11 protein-coding genes and 1 tRNA gene are annotated in these 15,896 nt (G+C 38.9%); 7 read left to right on the top strand and 5 right to left on the bottom strand.

What is annotated here, in order from left to right; genetic code table 11:
• Positions 1 to 2 precede the first annotated feature (2 nt).
• Together AC0L6O_RS03360 and AC0L6O_RS03355 are read left to right on the top strand one after the other, a co-directional pair.
• The gene (locus AC0L6O_RS03360) at positions 3 to 1,421 is read left to right on the top strand and encodes an aldehyde dehydrogenase family protein (RefSeq protein ID WP_473306323.1); all 1,419 of its coding nucleotides are present in this window, start codon (positions 3 to 5) and stop codon (positions 1,419 to 1,421) included.
• A 3-nt stretch (positions 1,422 to 1,424) separates the two neighbouring features.
• Positions 1,425 to 2,972: a long-chain-fatty-acid--CoA ligase gene (locus AC0L6O_RS03355; RefSeq protein WP_473306322.1), complete on the top strand. Its 1,548-nt coding sequence runs from the start codon at positions 1,425 to 1,427 to the stop codon at positions 2,970 to 2,972.
• Positions 2,973 to 3,206: 234 nt separating this feature from the next.
• Here AC0L6O_RS03355 and AC0L6O_RS03350 read toward each other — a convergent pair whose 3' ends face one another.
• The 4 genes from AC0L6O_RS03350 to AC0L6O_RS03335 all read right to left on the bottom strand — a co-directional run bounded on the left by AC0L6O_RS03350 (position 3,207) and on the right by AC0L6O_RS03335 (position 7,480).
• Entirely contained in the window at positions 3,207 to 4,811 is a 1,605-nt protein-coding gene (locus AC0L6O_RS03350; RefSeq protein ID WP_473306321.1) for a sodium/sugar symporter, read from the bottom strand.
• A gap of 81 nt (positions 4,812 to 4,892) precedes the next feature.
• On the bottom strand, positions 4,893 to 5,636 hold the full coding sequence (gene madM / locus AC0L6O_RS03345; RefSeq protein ID WP_473306319.1) for a malonate transporter subunit MadM: 744 nt from the start codon (positions 5,634 to 5,636) through the stop codon (positions 4,893 to 4,895).
• 40 nt (positions 5,637 to 5,676) lie between these two features.
• The gene (gene madL, locus AC0L6O_RS03340; RefSeq protein WP_473306318.1) at positions 5,677 to 6,000 is read right to left on the bottom strand and encodes a malonate transporter subunit MadL; all 324 of its coding nucleotides are present in this window, start codon (positions 5,998 to 6,000) and stop codon (positions 5,677 to 5,679) included.
• Positions 6,001 to 6,013: 13 nt separating this feature from the next.
• The gene (locus AC0L6O_RS03335; RefSeq protein WP_473306317.1) at positions 6,014 to 7,480 is read right to left on the bottom strand and encodes an acyl-CoA synthetase; all 1,467 of its coding nucleotides are present in this window, start codon (positions 7,478 to 7,480) and stop codon (positions 6,014 to 6,016) included.
• A gap of 135 nt (positions 7,481 to 7,615) precedes the next feature.
• Between AC0L6O_RS03335 and AC0L6O_RS03330 the strand changes: the two genes are divergently transcribed.
• The 5 genes from AC0L6O_RS03330 (at position 7,616) to AC0L6O_RS03310 (ending at position 12,141) form a co-directional block, all read left to right on the top strand.
• Positions 7,616 to 7,688: transfer RNA gene (locus AC0L6O_RS03330), tRNA-Met, on the top strand.
• 114 nt (positions 7,689 to 7,802) lie between these two features.
• Positions 7,803 to 8,693: a GTPase Era gene (gene era, locus AC0L6O_RS03325; protein WP_473306316.1), complete on the top strand. Its 891-nt coding sequence runs from the start codon at positions 7,803 to 7,805 to the stop codon at positions 8,691 to 8,693.
• Positions 8,694 to 8,788: 95 nt separating this feature from the next.
• Complete coding sequence (locus tag AC0L6O_RS03320; RefSeq protein WP_473306315.1) at positions 8,789 to 9,688, top strand: EamA/RhaT family transporter; 900 nt, start codon at positions 8,789 to 8,791, stop codon at positions 9,686 to 9,688.
• A gap of 163 nt (positions 9,689 to 9,851) precedes the next feature.
• Positions 9,852 to 11,162 carry a ribosome biogenesis GTPase Der gene (gene der, locus AC0L6O_RS03315; protein ID WP_473306314.1) on the top strand — a complete coding sequence of 437 codons (1,311 nt, stop codon included), beginning with the start codon at positions 9,852 to 9,854 and terminating at the stop codon, positions 11,160 to 11,162.
• Positions 11,163 to 11,244: 82 nt separating this feature from the next.
• Positions 11,245 to 12,141, top strand: a complete 897-nt coding sequence (locus tag AC0L6O_RS03310; protein ID WP_473306313.1) for a hypothetical protein — start codon at positions 11,245 to 11,247, stop codon at positions 12,139 to 12,141.
• On the opposite strand, the gene AC0L6O_RS03305 is transcribed toward AC0L6O_RS03310, so the two are convergent.
• A complete protein-coding gene (locus tag AC0L6O_RS03305; RefSeq protein WP_473306311.1) occupies positions 12,138 to 15,731 on the bottom strand; it encodes a DUF4961 domain-containing protein in 3,594 nt (1,197 codons plus the stop codon). The two genes, AC0L6O_RS03310 and AC0L6O_RS03305, sit on opposite strands and share 4 nt — an antisense overlap.
• Positions 15,732 to 15,896 lie beyond the last annotated feature (165 nt).

The following is a 15,896-nucleotide window of genomic DNA, read 5'->3' as shown; positions in this document are numbered from 1 at the left end:
AAATGGACAAAATAGTAGACTCAAAAAGCAAGGAACTCATTCAGCAAACATTTGCTGCACAGAAAGCCAACCAGTATACTATTGCCAACTGCACCATTAAAGAACGAAAAGCGAAACTTAAAGCTCTAAATAAAGCGGTAGAATTTACCTACAGAGATAAAATTAGGGCAGCCATGATGGCGGACTTTAAAAAGCCCGCAGAAGATGTTGACCTTAATGAAATTTTCATCATCAAAAACGAGGTCAAAGAGGCACTGCACCATTTAGGACAATGGACCAGAGACCAAGCTGTAAGTACTCCCATAAGTCTTCTGGGCTCTAAGTCTTATATAAAGTATGAGCCAAAAGGGGTTTGTTTGATTATCTCTCCATGGAATTTTCCTTTTAATCTCACATTTGGGCCTCTTGTTTCGGCCATTGCCGCAGGAAACACGGTAATCATAAAACCGTCAGAGATGACACCTAACAGTTCAGCTGTTATTAAAGAAATAGTGGAGGAGCTTTTCGAACCCAATGAGGTTGCCGTTTTTGAGGGAGCTGTCGAAACGTCAACGGCCTTATTAGAGCTACCATTTAACCATATTTTTTTCACGGGTTCTCCTGGTGTAGGAAAAATAGTAATGAAGGCTGCCGCCAAGAACCTTTGCTCTGTTACGCTAGAACTTGGAGGAAAATCTCCAACCATAGTTGACGAAACGGCTTCCATAAAATCAACGGCAAAAAGGCTTATTTGGGGTAAATTTCTAAATACGGGTCAAATTTGCATTGCCCCTGATTACCTCTATGTACACGAAAGCAAGAAGGAAGAACTCATTGCAGAGATGAAAAATACCTTGGTAAAGTTTTTTGGAGAAAATCCAGAAAACTCTGATTCTTACAGCAGAATGGTTAACACCAAACATGCAGAAAGAGTGATGGGTTATGTCAAAGATGCCGTAGCTAAAGGTGCCAAAATAATAGCAGGAGGCCAGTCAAATGAAAAATACATTGCCCCTACTTTAATAACAGACGTGGCTAAAGACAGCTCATTAATGATGAACGAAATCTTTGGCCCTGTTTTACCCATTTTTACCTTTCGAGATATTAACGAAGTTATAGCCGAAATAAACGCTGGGGAAAAACCACTGGCACTTTATATTTATAGCAGCAATAATAAAAACACAGACCACATATTAAAAAACACCAGAGCTGGCACCACATGTATTAACAATAACGATGTCCAGTTTTTTAACGGAAACCTTCCTTTTGGAGGTTCTAACAATAGCGGTATTGGAAAATCGCATGGCTACTATGGATTTCTTGCCTTTTCAAATGCAAGAGGAGTTTACAAACAAATTATCCCTGGTGCCATTGAGATGATTATGCCTCCCTACACAGACTTCAAAAGAAAACTAATTGCCCTTACATTAAAATACTTTTAAACTATGCTTAATCTTTCAACCTGTATTCAGGAAAGTGCCAGAAAGTACCCTACTAATACGGCCTATATTTTTGGCGATACAGAACTCAATTTTGCTCAAATAAACGGAGCAGCTAACCAAGTAGCTAACGGACTAGTGGCTAAAGGGATAAAACCAGGTGACAAAGTAGCACTAAGCTGCTTCAACCTACCTTACTTCCCTATTATATATTACGGAATTTTAAAAGCCGGAGCGGTGGTAGTTCCTCTAAGTGTTTTATTAAAAAAAGATGAAATAGATTACCATTTATCCGATAGTGAAGCTAAAGCATATTTCTGTTTTATAGGAACGGAAGATTTACCCATGGGAAAAATGGGCTATGATGGCTTTCAGCAAGCCAACTCTTGTGAACACTTTTTCATGATTATGCCAAAGCCCGAAATGCCTTCTTCTATTGAAGGAACGCAAACCTTGGGTAGTCTAATGAGCGGTCAATCGCCTTTATTTGACACCGTACAAACTGGTGCTGAAGATACCGCCGTAATCATTTATACTTCAGGAACCACAGGTAAACCAAAAGGAGCAGAACTTACGCATAGTAATTTACTTCAAAATGCAATTCTTTCGGCTGATTTAACTCGAATGAACTCGGAAGATACCGTGTTAATCGTATTGCCATTGTTCCACATATTTGCCATGACGGTATTGATGAATGCCGCAGCATATAGAGGGGCCACATCCGTCCTGCTGCCTAAATTTGATGCCGCCGCAGTATTCGGATTGCTAGAAAAGCATAATGTCTCTGTTTTTGCAGGTGTTCCTAGTATGTACTGGGGATTGTTGCATTATACCGGAGATGCCTTTGATTACGCCAAAATTTCTCAGAACTTAAAAATATGTGCCTCTGGCGGAGCTGCACTTCCTGTCAATGTACTAGAAGAATTTGAAGAGCGATTTAATGTAAACATCTTAGAAGGCTACGGAATGTCTGAAGGCTCGCCCGTGGTCACTTTTAACCAATTAGACCTTGGAAGAAAGCCAGGCTCGGTAGGAAAACCAGTATGGGGCGTTGATGTCAAAATTGTAGATGCTGAAGGAAACGAAGTGCCTACTGGTGAAAAAGGAGAACTTATTTACAGAGGTCATAACGTTATGAAGGGCTATTATAATAGACCCGAGGCCAATGCCAAAACACTTAAAGAAGGCTGGTTATATTCTGGAGATGTGGCCGTAAAAGATAATGACGGTTTCTTTTTTATAGTTGACAGAACCAAAGAAATGATTATCAGAGGCGGATTGAATGTGTATCCTCGCGAAGTAGAAGAGGTCATTATGCAGCATGATGCCGTTTCTATGGTAGCCGTAATAGGTATTCCAAACGAAAGACGAGGCGAAGAAATAAGAGCTTGTGTGGTTTTAAAACCTGGTCAAACTATTCCCGAAGAGGATTTAATAGCTTGGACAAAAGAGCGAATAGCTGCCTATAAATATCCAAGAGAAATAAGATTTATGGATGCACTTCCTATGAGTGCTACTGGAAAAATATTGAAAAAGGAAATTTCTAGGGATTAGAAAAATCCGTATCTCATTTGTGTAATCCGTGTGCTATCGTAAAAAAATAGAACACGGATTTTCTTTTGATTAGACACGGGTGCCTAGGGGCACACACAGATGCAGTCCTTCTGAAAAATTGTACTTGCTGTTAAAGCAAAATCCGTGTCCACCCCCCGCAATCCGTGTGCTATTGACACGGAAAACAACAAGATTAGACACGGATTTAATTATCCTTCGGTCAATCAGTTTGACCTACCAGAATAAAGCATATAATGCTATCACTACTATTCCTATTGCGAAAGCAGAAATATTGAAAGTAGCACTGGTTTCGAAGGTTTTCTTTGATAACTCAATACCCTTAGGGTCTTCTTCGCCATTGCTATCCAAGTGACTAATAACCACGATAACCAATGCTGCCAATACGGCCGACAAGCCCATTTGATGCATAAATGGTAAGTCTGTGAAAATATTGAAAGAAGCCGTAATTACGATTGACAATAAGGCACCCCAAATAGCACCTTTGTTGGTAGTTTTCTTATAAAAAAGACCTAACATAAATACTGCTAAAATACCTGGACTCACCATTCCTGTGTACTTCTGAATAAACTGGAAAGCTTGGTCTATACCACCTAAAAGAGGGGCCATAATACAAGCAATAAGCAAAGCAACAAAAGCCGAGATTCTTCCCACATTAACTAATTTCCCTTCAGAAGCATTTTTGTTAATGTACTCTTTGTAAATATCCATTGTAAAAATGGTAGAGGTAGAATTAAGCATTGACGCTAGCGAAGAAACAATAGCAGCCGTTAATGCTGCAAAAGCCACTCCCTTAAGACCAGAAGGTAATAATTGCAATAACCATGGATACGCTTTATCAGCCTGCCCTAAGCTTGGTAAGTTTGTTTGACCAAGACTACCTAATCTTTCCATTACGGCAGGGTCATTAACCATGACATAAGCTGCAATACCTGGAATTACAACGATAAAAGGAATTAACAACTTCAAACCAGCTGCTAAAACAATACCCTTTTGAGCTTCTTTAAGCGACTTTGCTGCCAAAGTTCTTTGGATAATATATTGGTTAAAACCCCAATAGTAAAGATTGGCAACCCAAAGTCCACCTATCAATACCCAAATACCTGGTAAGTTTTGATACTCTGGATTTGATTTATCTAAAATCATGTGGAAGTTTTGAGGAACAGCTGCATAAACCTGCTTAAAACCAGCTATTACACCAGCTCCATCAGAAAGCGTATTTAGAGCCAAATAAGTAGTACATAAACCTCCTAATACCAAGAAAACCACTTGAACTACATCTGTCCATGCTACTGCCGAAAGCCCACCATAAAGAGAATATGCTGCTGCAAAAAGAGCTAAACAAGCCACGCCTGTCAACATAGGCACTCCCATAATAGTCTCAAGAGCCAAGGCTCCCAAATAAAGTACGGAACTAAGGTTTACAAAAACGTAAAGACCAATCCAGAAAACAGCTAAAATAGTTTTAAGCTGTGTACTAAATCTTTTTTCAACAAACTCAGGAATAGTATACAATCCCTTTTCAATGAAAATAGGCAAGAAATACTTACCTACGATTAGCAATGTAATGGCCGCCATCCACTCATAAGAAGCAATAGCCAAACCACCCGCAAAACCAGAACCAGACATTCCGATAAACTGCTCGGCAGAAATATTGGCCGCAATCAATGAAGCTCCAATAGCCCACCATGGCAATGATTTACTAGCTAAAAAGTAATCTTCAGATGTTTTTTCACCTTTTCTTGACACCCACAGCCCAACCCCAAGGATTAAGACAGCGTAAGCCCCAAAGATGATGTAATCTAAGGTTGAGAAATTCATAAAATTATTTATATAGATTAGAGTAATAATTCAAACTGCGACAAATATAAGCGAGTGAACGAGAATATGGAGGCAAAAGGCTCAAACAAGTGCACTCAGAATGATATAAAATAGAGATGGGCAAAGCAAACATCCCAAACCTGTGTAAAAAGTAGCCGTCAGAGCTCCGTATGGCACCAGCTTAGGGTCTGTGGCTGCTAAACCAGCTGTAACACCACTGGAAGTTCCTATTAAACCTCCAAAGACAACAGCCGAATGTGGGTTGTCTAAGCCTATTCTTTTCGCAATTAATGGCGTCACTATAGTAGTAACCACTGTTTTTACTACGCCAATAGCAATACTAATAGCTATCACATCAGAACTGGCCCCTAAAGCTGAGCCTGTGATTGGACCTACAATATAAGTGCATGCACCCGCACCAATAGTGGTTAAACTTAACACATCACGATAACCAAGTGCTGCCGCTATGCCCACACCAAAAAAGAAGGAAAACATAACACCCACTAAAAGTGCTACTACACCAGCCAGTCCTGCATGTTTTATTTTATTCAAATCGGCTCCCATGGCCGTAGCTACCACCGTAAAGTCTCTAAGCATAGAACCACCTAGAAGTGCCATTCCTGCAAAATAGGGCACATTAGAAATTCCTTTTTCTCCACCAAAAGTAGCCAACCAAAGTCCTATTAAAATGGCTATAGCTACGCCAGGTATCTTTTTCTTTAAAAACTTATCTGAAAACCAGAACGAAACCAGCATGATGATGCCGACCAATAAAAAGGCGAAGACTAATCCATTTTTGTCAATGAGGGTTTTGATTAAATCCATGATTAGGCTTTCGGTTTTCCTATTTTAGAAATGACAGGAACTAAAAAAAAGAAGCCAAGGTAACCAACACACCTACCATCACTGCAACCCAACCTCCTGAGAGAGCTGCTTTCACATTTAAAATAGAAGCCATAGCTACCACTACTGGAATGTACATGGAGCTCCAAAACAAAATTCCTTTTTCGGTTTCGGCCTCCAACCAACCTTTCTTTCTTATGTAAGAGTTCATCAATATTAGTAAGAGCATAGCAAAACCTACGCCGCCTACATCGCCATTGACACCTATGGTTTCTCCTAAAAACGTACCCAACAGTTTACCTACCAAATAACAAAAGGCCAACAAGGCAACTCCATAAATTTTCATAGTATTTTGAATTTTAGAGAAGCTTCTTTAATTCTTTCTTTGTCACTTTCCCCATGACGTTCCTTGGCAAATCTTCTTGGAAAATATATTTACGCGGCATTTTGTAGTTGGGCAACTTCTCTTTCAACCATGCATTAAGAGCTTTTAAATCAATTTCAGATTCTTTGGCAATTAAACTTGCACCTATAATTTCTCCCCACTCATCGTCAGGAATACCAACCACACCGCAATCTTTTATACTAGGATACTTCCTTAAAACCTCCTCTATTTCTAAAGCAGAAATTTTATAGCCTCCTGATTTTATTATATCTACCGAATTTCTTCCAAGAATTCTGTAGGCACCATCTTCAAAAACTGCGATATCACCGGTTTTAAACCAACCATCTTTAGTAAAAGTCTCTTCCGTAGCTTCTGGCTTTTGCCAATATTCTTTAAATACATTCGGTCCTTTTATTTGAATCTCTCCCTGTGAACCATCCGTAATTTCAGCTTCGTTCTCATCTGCTAGTCTTACCGTAACATTTGGCAAAGCCTGCCCTATATATCCCGGCTTACGCTCTCCTTTATATGGATTACTGATGGCCATGCCCATTTCTGTCATGCCATATCTTTCTAAAAGCGTTTGACCACTAATAGCTCTCCATTGTTCTAAAACAGAAATTGGTAAAGCCGCTGAACCAGAAACCATGAATCTGAATTTCTGTAAGGCTTCAGAAACTTGCTTTTGATGAGCTTCGTCTAAGTCATTATAATAGTTTATCAGCTTATAATAGATGGTAGGTACCGCCATGAAGATATTCACCTTCCCTTCACAGAAAACATCAAAAATTCCTTCTGGACTAAATTTTGGCAAAAACTCTACACAAGCTCCGCTCCACAGTGGGCAGCAGGTGGCATTTATAATACCATGAACATGGTGCAAAGGCAGCACGTTTAAAATCCTATCGTCCTTATCCCATTCCCATGCCGTCACCAGAGAACTTAACTGAGCCTCTATGTTTGCATGTGTGCTCACCACACCTTTCGGATTGCCAGTGGTACCACTCGTATAAAGAATCATAGCTCTCCGACTTTCATCTATATCTGGTAAATGACCTGAAGTGGCTAAAATCTCATTTTTATTTAGGAGCAGCTCCTTATTAAACTTGGAAACCAAAGGCTCATATTCATCAGAATGAATGATGGTTTCTGCCTGTGTATCTTCAATCACATATTTCAATGACTCATAAGGATGCTTCACGCAAAGCGGCACAGCCACTCCACCAGCACGCCAAATGCCCCACTGTATAGCCACATAGTCAAAACCGGGGTTTACTATAAAAGCAATTCTAGCCTCTTTTAGGTCTTGCCTGCCTCTCAGCAAAGCAACTGAAATGTTTTCTGAACTATCTAAAAGCTCTTGATACGTATAATCTTTGTTTTCGCTGCGAACAGCTACTCTCTCTAAGTGAGCCTGAGCTCTTTCTACTATATTAATCAAATCGAGTTTCAATAAGGGTTTAGGCAGCAATATAGGAACAGAGAGCCTATTTCAATAAAAAAACAGATTTCTTTAAAACTTTATGAGCTAACATTTGGACTTTAAAATTAATGTTGTACTTTTGCAGTCCAATATCGCGGGATGGAGCAGTTGGCAGCTCGTTGGGCTCATAACCCAAAGGTCGTAGGTTCGAGTCCTACTCCCGCTACTAAAAACGAAAAGGAGGTCATTTGGCCTCTTTTTTTGTGCGTAAAAGTGTAATTCAAATCTTAAGATGGGTTAATTTCACTTACAATTCTTTCTATCCCCTTATCTTTGCCCCATGACAAAAACACATAGAGCTGGCTTTATAAGTATTATTGGTAAACCAAACGTGGGGAAATCTACTTTGATGAACCAGTTGGTGGGCGAAAAGCTATCCATTATAACTTCTAAGGCCCAAACTACCCGTCATAGAATTATGGGTATTGTTAATGGTGAAATGAATGGTGACGAATTTCAGTTGGTCTACTCCGACACACCAGGCATTATCAAACCAATGTATGAGCTTCATAACTCCATGATGGAGTTTGTTCATGGTTCGCTTGAAGATGCTGACGTGGTTCTTTTTGTCACTGATATTTTTGAAAAATACGACGAGGAAGATGTAATCCAAAAACTTGGTAAGTCTGATGCTCCTTTACTCCTAATCATAAATAAAATTGACCTAGCTACTGAAGAGCAGATTGAAGAAAAAATAAATCATTGGAAAACTGTTTTAAACCCACGAGAAATTCTAACAATTTCTGCTTTGAAAAATGTTGGGGTAGCAGAACTTCTCGAAACAGTTATTAAGCTTCTTCCTGTACATCCACCATACTTCCCGAAAGACCAACTTACAGACAAACCTGAACGCTTTTTTGCAGCAGAAATGCTGCGTGAAAAAATCTTCACGAACTATAAAAAAGAAATACCTTATAGCTGTGAAGTGGTGGTGAGTGAGTTTAAAGAAGATGATGATATCATTAAAATTTACGCCGAAATATACGTGGAACGATCTTCGCAAAGAGCCATACTCTTAGGTCATAAAGGCGAAAGAATTAAAAAAGTAGGAACAGAAGCCAGAGAAGAAATGGAAGCATTTTTTGAAAAGAAAGTTTTCCTTCAGCAATACATTAAAGTAGAGGCCGACTGGCGATTAAAAAGAGACAAGATTAAGCGGTTTGGGTATTAAAGTGTCTGATGTTAGGTGTCGGCTGCCAGATGCTTGATGACGCGTACGTATTCCGCTACTTTTGTCTTATGTCTAGTGTCTTATAATCTAAAAAAATGATTTACCTTCTTTCAAGCATCCTTTTCTCTGTTTTGCTATTGGTCAATTTCAGGTTATTTCCAAAGTTTGGTATCAATACGCTTCATGCTATTTCGCTAAACTACATCGTTTGTTTTGCCACCGGAATGCTTTTGATGCCCAAAGGGCAGTCTTTTGACTTAGACCTTTCTCAAAACTGGACATGGTTTTGCCTTGCACTAGGTGTTGGCTTTATTATCACCTTCGTTTTATCTGGCTTATCGACCCAAAAAGCAGGAATCACCGTAACGTCTTTGGCAAACAATGTCTCTTTGGTCATACCTGTATTGGTAAGTTTACTATTACTTGAAACAAAAGGAAAAGCCTTTGACACGTTTAACTACCTAGGACTATTATTGGCTATTTGTGCCGTAGGCCTAGCCACTTATCAAAAACCAGACGGTGGATTAAAGAACTCGCTATCAAGTTGGTATTTGCCTTTAGGCGTATTCCTTATGTACGGTATTACCAATGCTGCTATCAATTACCTCAACCTAGAATTTATTCCTAACCCCGAATTGACAATTCCAGTTACGTTGGTTATGGTATTTGGAGCGGTGATAGCTGGTGTCCTTCTGTTGAGCTTTAGCTTAATCAAAAACAAAGAAAAATGGGAATGGAAAAACGCTTTGGCGGCTGTGACGCTTGGTGTTCCAAATTTCTTATCGTTCTACTTAATTTTTCTTGCTCTTAGCTCCTTTGGCAATAGTGGTGCTTTTGTTTACCCTATTTATAACATTGGCGTGATTGTTTTTTCGGCTGCCGTGGCAGCAATATTTTTTAAAGAAAAACTTAATCAAATCAACAAACTAGGCTTCCTACTAGCTATAGTAGCCTTGTTTCTAATCTCTTATCAAGAGATTTCTAGCATATTTTAAGAAAACGAGGCAACATTTATAGCACTATTACATGATAGCACTGCACCTTTACTCGCTGCTTTCATGTAAAAGGGAACTTAGCAGAACATAATCCTCGTTCTTTCAGTATCTTTGCAGCCCTTTTCAGAAAAAGGGTTTAATTTTAGAAAAGAAAGTAAGTATTATGGCAAATATCGTAGCAATAGTTGGACGCCCGAATGTAGGCAAATCAACCTTATTTAATAGGTTAATAGAGCAACGTATGGCCATCACCGATAACGTATCGGGGGTAACCAGAGACCGCCACTATGGTGAGTCTGTATGGACAGAAAAATATTTTACAGTAATAGATACCGGCGGATACGTGGTAGGCTCAGAAGACACCTTTGAGGGTGCCATTAGAGACCAAGTAGCCATGGCTTTAGATGAAGCTACGGTAGTGCTTTTTGTGGTTGATACCATGACTGGCCTTATCGATTTAGATAACGACTTTGCCAATGTGCTCCGTCGCTCTAAAAAACCTATTATTGTAGTAGCAAATAAAGCAGAAACTTTTGAAAGACAATCTTTAGTAGCTCCAGAGTTTTACTCTTTAGGTATGGGAGAAGTTTTCCCAATATCGTCTACAGATGGTTCTGGAACAGGAGAACTGTTAGACGAAGTGGTTAAGCATTTTGATGATGATGGTGTAGAAAACCCAGACGATGGTATTCCAAGAATATCAATATTAGGAAGACCTAACGCAGGAAAATCTTCATTCCTAAATGCTCTTTTAGGAAAAGATAGAAGTATAGTAACCGATATAGCTGGTACCACTAGAGACTCTATTGACACACACTACAAACTTTACGGAAATCACTTTATTTTAACTGATACTGCTGGTATCAGAAAAAAAGCTAAAGTGCAAGAAAGTATAGAATTCTACTCGGTTTTGCGTAGCCTCAAGGCCATGGAAAACTCTCAAGTCTGTATTGTTTTACTAGATGCAGAAAGAGGTTTAGAGGCTCAAGATATGCACATTATTGCCCATGCTCATAATGCCAAAAAAGGTATTGTGATTATGATGAACAAATGGGATACCATAGAAAAAAGCTCAAAAACAGCTGACCAGATGAAGAAGGAGATTCTGGAAAGACTAGCTCCCATGAACTATATGCCTATGATTTTTGCTTCTGCACTTCATAAGCAAAGAATTTTCCAGGTGATAGAAAAAGCCATGGAAGTGTATGAGAATAGAAGCTTAAAAATACCTACATCAAAAATCAATGATGTGATGCTTCCTCATATTGCCCGTACTCCTCCACCTGCTGTAAAAGGTAAGTATATTAGAATTAAATACATCATGCAGCTGCCTACCCCGTCGCCTACTTTTGTATTTTTCTGTAACCTTCCACAGTATATTCGTGAAGATTATGAGCGATTCTTAAGAAACAAACTGAGAGAAAGTTTCGGTTTTGAGGGTTCTACCATTACTGTACTTTTCAGAAAGAAATAAGCTTTTGGCTCTTTACTTTTAAAGAGCCGGCAAATAGATACTTGTGCTTAAAAACTGTACATTGGAGTCATTTAAAACTCCTATGAGACAGTTTTTAGCATTATTGGGCATATCATTCTTCTTTTTCTCCTGTGAGAAATCTGAAGTATCTACACCTGAAAGACAAAGGCTGGTAGGCTATAAGCAGGTATATACTTACACCAACAAAACGGATGTTTACTCTGGAGTTTATAGTTATGACGAGAATAACAACCTCATATTAGAAGCAAAAAACGACACCTCTTATTCGGATATTACTGGACAAATATCGCCGGTAAAGGTAACTCACGAATACTTTTATAATGCCGAAGGCTACCTAACAAGGAAATATAGCGAGGCTCAAAGCATAACATTAGTAGATGAAGCCGAGGTTAATTATAGCTATAAAAACGAATTATTATCGCTAGAAGACTTCAATGAAAACGTGCGAGAATACCGCTATAATAGCCTGGGAGAACTCACCACAACCATTTTTACCAATAAGTTTTCTGGAAACAAAACTGTAATAGACTACGAGGATGACATTCCCCTAAATTATGTCAAAACCAATGAAGGATTTTCCTTCTTGCAGGAAAATGAGAAGACTTTTCTTGACAATGATTTACTTTTAAAAAGATACGAAAAATACAATAAGGATGAGCTCATTTTTGAGCAAGATTATACTTTACAAAAAAGCGGATTACCGGAGTCTGCTCTTCCTACTTTTAAAGGATTTCCGAAAATAAAAGCCTTTGATTACCGCATAGGGATAGAGAAAGAAATAGTAAGCCATAAAACCATTAATGGCGTCAGAATCTTGTCAGACCAAAGAACCTTGAATCCTGAATTTGACCAAAACGGTTATTTAATCAGAAACAGTGGGCAAGAACTTCTCAATCAAGAAACCGACAATCCCATCTTTCGCGAACTTCTTTTCGAGTACTATTACGAGGCTTATTAGCGGATAAAAACCCTTTTTATTCGTGTTCCTTTTTCTGTCAAAATCTGAAGAATATAAGTTCCCGAACTTAAACCTTCGGTGTTTAAATGCCTTCCATTTTCAAATGTCCTTTGTTTTTCTCCTTTCATATTAAAAAGGTAGGCCCCTTTTAATTTTTCAGACGACTGCACCTTTAAAGCACCCTCACTTGGGTTAGGGTAAACCAAAATCTTTTGCCTTGGCTCGGTAGCCAAAATGACCTCTTCAGAAAGAGCAAAATCCATAAAAATATCACCACCCGTTTTACTTTTACCTTCTAAGCTGCCATCTTCATTTCTGAAAACCATGCCTATTCTATACCAAGTGGCACTAGCTGGCACTCCAGAGAAATATTTATTTGGTGTCAATGTAATCTGCCATTTGGTATCAGAGCCACTGACTTTGGTCATTTGACCTATTCCGTCATCTTGCCCCCAGTTTCCTTTAGTGTATTCCCAGTTTTCGTCAAAAAGCGAAGCAGTAATAATACCGGCATGCATATATACCTTTTTAGCTCCTACCAAGCCCGCAGTGCCACTTCCATTAGCGGCAGCCGCATCAAAAGTGATAGTGATTGGCGTGTCTTTATAAAACTCTTTTGGATTAATCTTTACTACTTCCGCTTCCGATTTTAAGTTTAGCCAGATAAGCTCTTTGCCATAACCAAAGCCTTGAGTTAGGGTATCCTTACTTTTTAAATAAAGACCAATCTTATAAATTTCTTCTTGTTCAGGAACACCAAAATACGCTCTAGGATTTAAACTTAATTGCCAGATCTTCTCTTCCGCAGAGCTTAAAGTAAATTCGTTCTCGGCACTTGGCTCAATTTTCAAATATTTTAAATCCACGCTATTGGGTGAATCTGTGACAACGCCTGCAGCCAGAAATATTTGGTCAAGGTCTTTAAAATCACCCTCACTCTCTGCCAAGTTTGCTCTCAAATTAAGCGTTACATCGGTCCCAGCTGAAAAGCTTTCTGGCTCTGTAAAAACAATAGGCTCAAAAGTGGTAACCAAACCCTCTTCTAGTTCCTCTAGCTTCACCGAAGTATAAATATGAAACTCCCCAGGGCTAAGGTCAAAAACATGTTTTTCAGTACTAAGGCTTAATGAATCATCCGAAAAGTAATCAAACCACTTTCCTGTTTTCGGAAATGCTATTTCCTTCGACTGAACATTTATATCAAAATTCCCTACAATGAAGGCATCCATTTCATCTGCTTCAAAACTTATGCTTTTTACTGCTTGAATTAAAGAGCTCTTGACAGTTCCTTCTGAAAATGTAGCTCTGTTATTTTGAACAAGATTTATGATAGCTGCATAAGCTTTGTACAAGTCTCTTCGCTCTTTTTGTTCGTAATAGCCTAAGCCACCTTCACCCCATGCTTGTGGTTTATTTCCTACTCTGCCATTAAAATCTATGCTGACATCATAGCCAAGCTCTTGAAACTGCCACATCATTTTTGGGCCAGGCAGCGTAAAGAAAAAGGCGGCCAACATCTTATCTCTATTTAGTGCTATTAGCTCATTATTGGTATCATAAGTGGTTGTTTTTAAGGTGCTATTGTCTGCTTTATAAATCAATCGCTCCTCATCATGGCTTTCCATGTAAGCCACTTTTCCTAAATCCGCTACGCCAGAAATATCTGTGGTGGCTTTACCCGTCAATAAATCTCCATACGTATATGTGTAGTTTCCCCATGTGAGCATTCCTGCAGCTTGAAGTTCGTCTTCTTCATTATTAGCAGCAAAGTGTTCTAAAATTACATAAGCGTCTTCTTTCTGCTCCCATATTTTACTCGCCATTCTTTTTAGAATCGCTATTCGCGAATCATCTTTTTGACCCCATTTATCTATGTTATCAGGATTATTGGTTTGCGTAAAACCCTTTGACAAGTCAAAACGAAAACCATCAAAATGAAATTCATTTAGCCAGTAGGCATTCACATCATCTACAAAAGACTGTGTATAAGAGCTTTCGTGATTAAAATCATAACCGACATTAAAAGGGTGTTTAGGTACCAGGTTAAACCACGGGCTGTTTGCGGCAGGTCTATTATTAACAGCATCCCAATACATTTTCACCATGGCATTTTGACCGTAGGCATGATTTAAAACCATGTCTAAAATCACCGCGAAACCTTGCTCATGAGCAGTTTGAATAAAATTCTTCAAATCATCTTTTGAGCCATAATACTTATCTGGAGCAAAGAAGTAGCTTGGATTATAACCCCAACTTTCGTTTCCTTCAAACTCCATGATAGGCATAAGCTCAATGGCATTTACACCTAAAGTTTTCAAATAACTTAGCGTGTCCGCAAGGTCTTTATAACTATGAGAGCCCAGAAAATCTCTAACTAACAGCTCATAAATTATCAGGTTCTCTTTCTCAGGTTTTTGCCAAGAGTTTTCACTTTGACCCCAGTCAAAAGCCTTTTGACCCGTTTTTAAAACAGTGGCTACGCCAAAATCTGTTCGCTGATATGATGGCAAATTAGGATATACTTCTTGTGGAATATAGTTATCATTCCAAGGGTCGGCTACTTGGTCGGCATAGGGGTCCCCTATTTTTATATCACCATCTACCCAGTATTGGAAAACGTACTCTTTTAAAGGTGTTAGATTTTCAACTTCTAGCCAAAACAGTTCTCCGTCTGGCGTTTTGTTCATCAAAAACTCATCTTTGACTTCCCAATTGGTAAAATCACCGACCACGTAAACAAAATCCTTCTGCGGAGCTTCCAATACTAAAGTTACCTTAGACTGGTCTTCCGTATAGTTTATTCCCTTTTTTAGTCCAAGAAGTAGCTCTACAGTACTGATTGTTTTTTGAATCACAAATTGATATTCCTTGCTTATGTTTTGGGTGTCTGCCTCAAAAATGGCTTCTGCCAAAAGGCTTGCTTTCTGAGTTACTTTTGGTGTATAATCAAAATCAATGGTCTGACTATTGTTCACCGAACTTAATAATTCAAAGCCCTTACCTTGGTCTAAATATAAGGAAAGCTTCGTAGCTTCCGTAGATGCATCGGCTCTAAAACTAACAGCCTCCCCTTCTTTCAAATAAAGGCTAGACGCTGTAGGTGCTGAAATTTGAACATAATTATTGACCGTGATGTCAATGTAAATATCACCGTTTGTAGCTACACTACCACCATTAAAATTGCCAGGACTTCCTTTTCCTTCGCTACTGCCATTGGCATTTCTAAAAACCATGGAAAGTCTGAAAATATTGATGCCTGCTGGCACACTATAATAAGCGGCAATATTTGAAATTTTAATTGACCAGAGGTCGTCTTGACCAGCCACTTTGGTCATTTTCCCTAAGCCATCATCTTCTCCCCAGTTTCCTTTGACATACTCCCATGCAGTTCCATTTGGCTGGTCTATTACCACGCCAGAGTGCATGTAAACATTGGTGGCTCCCACCAAACCTTGAGTGCCCTGCGAGGCATCGAAAAATATTTCTATTTCGTCATTAAGGCTAGGATTTTCTGGAGTAACTTTTACTATCTGAGCTTGCGAACATAGCAAGCCAAATACGAAAAGAATGGAAAGTGTTATTTTTTGCATTTCAATAGGTTATTGTCTTACAAAATTAGGTCTAAACTACTTCCCATTCGCCCCGATTTAGAATGACCGCACATCTTCTAAAACAGCAAAAGCAGCCACTAATGGCTGCTTTTGCGTACCGATTTATAAAAGGACACAAATACCCTTTACGGCGAATCAATTTTT

Source organism: Arcticibacterium sp. GJ41-1, from assembly GCF_055808875.1.
The sequence above is the reverse complement of the archived record's forward strand: the minus strand, read 5'-3'. Positions and strand labels throughout refer to the sequence as shown.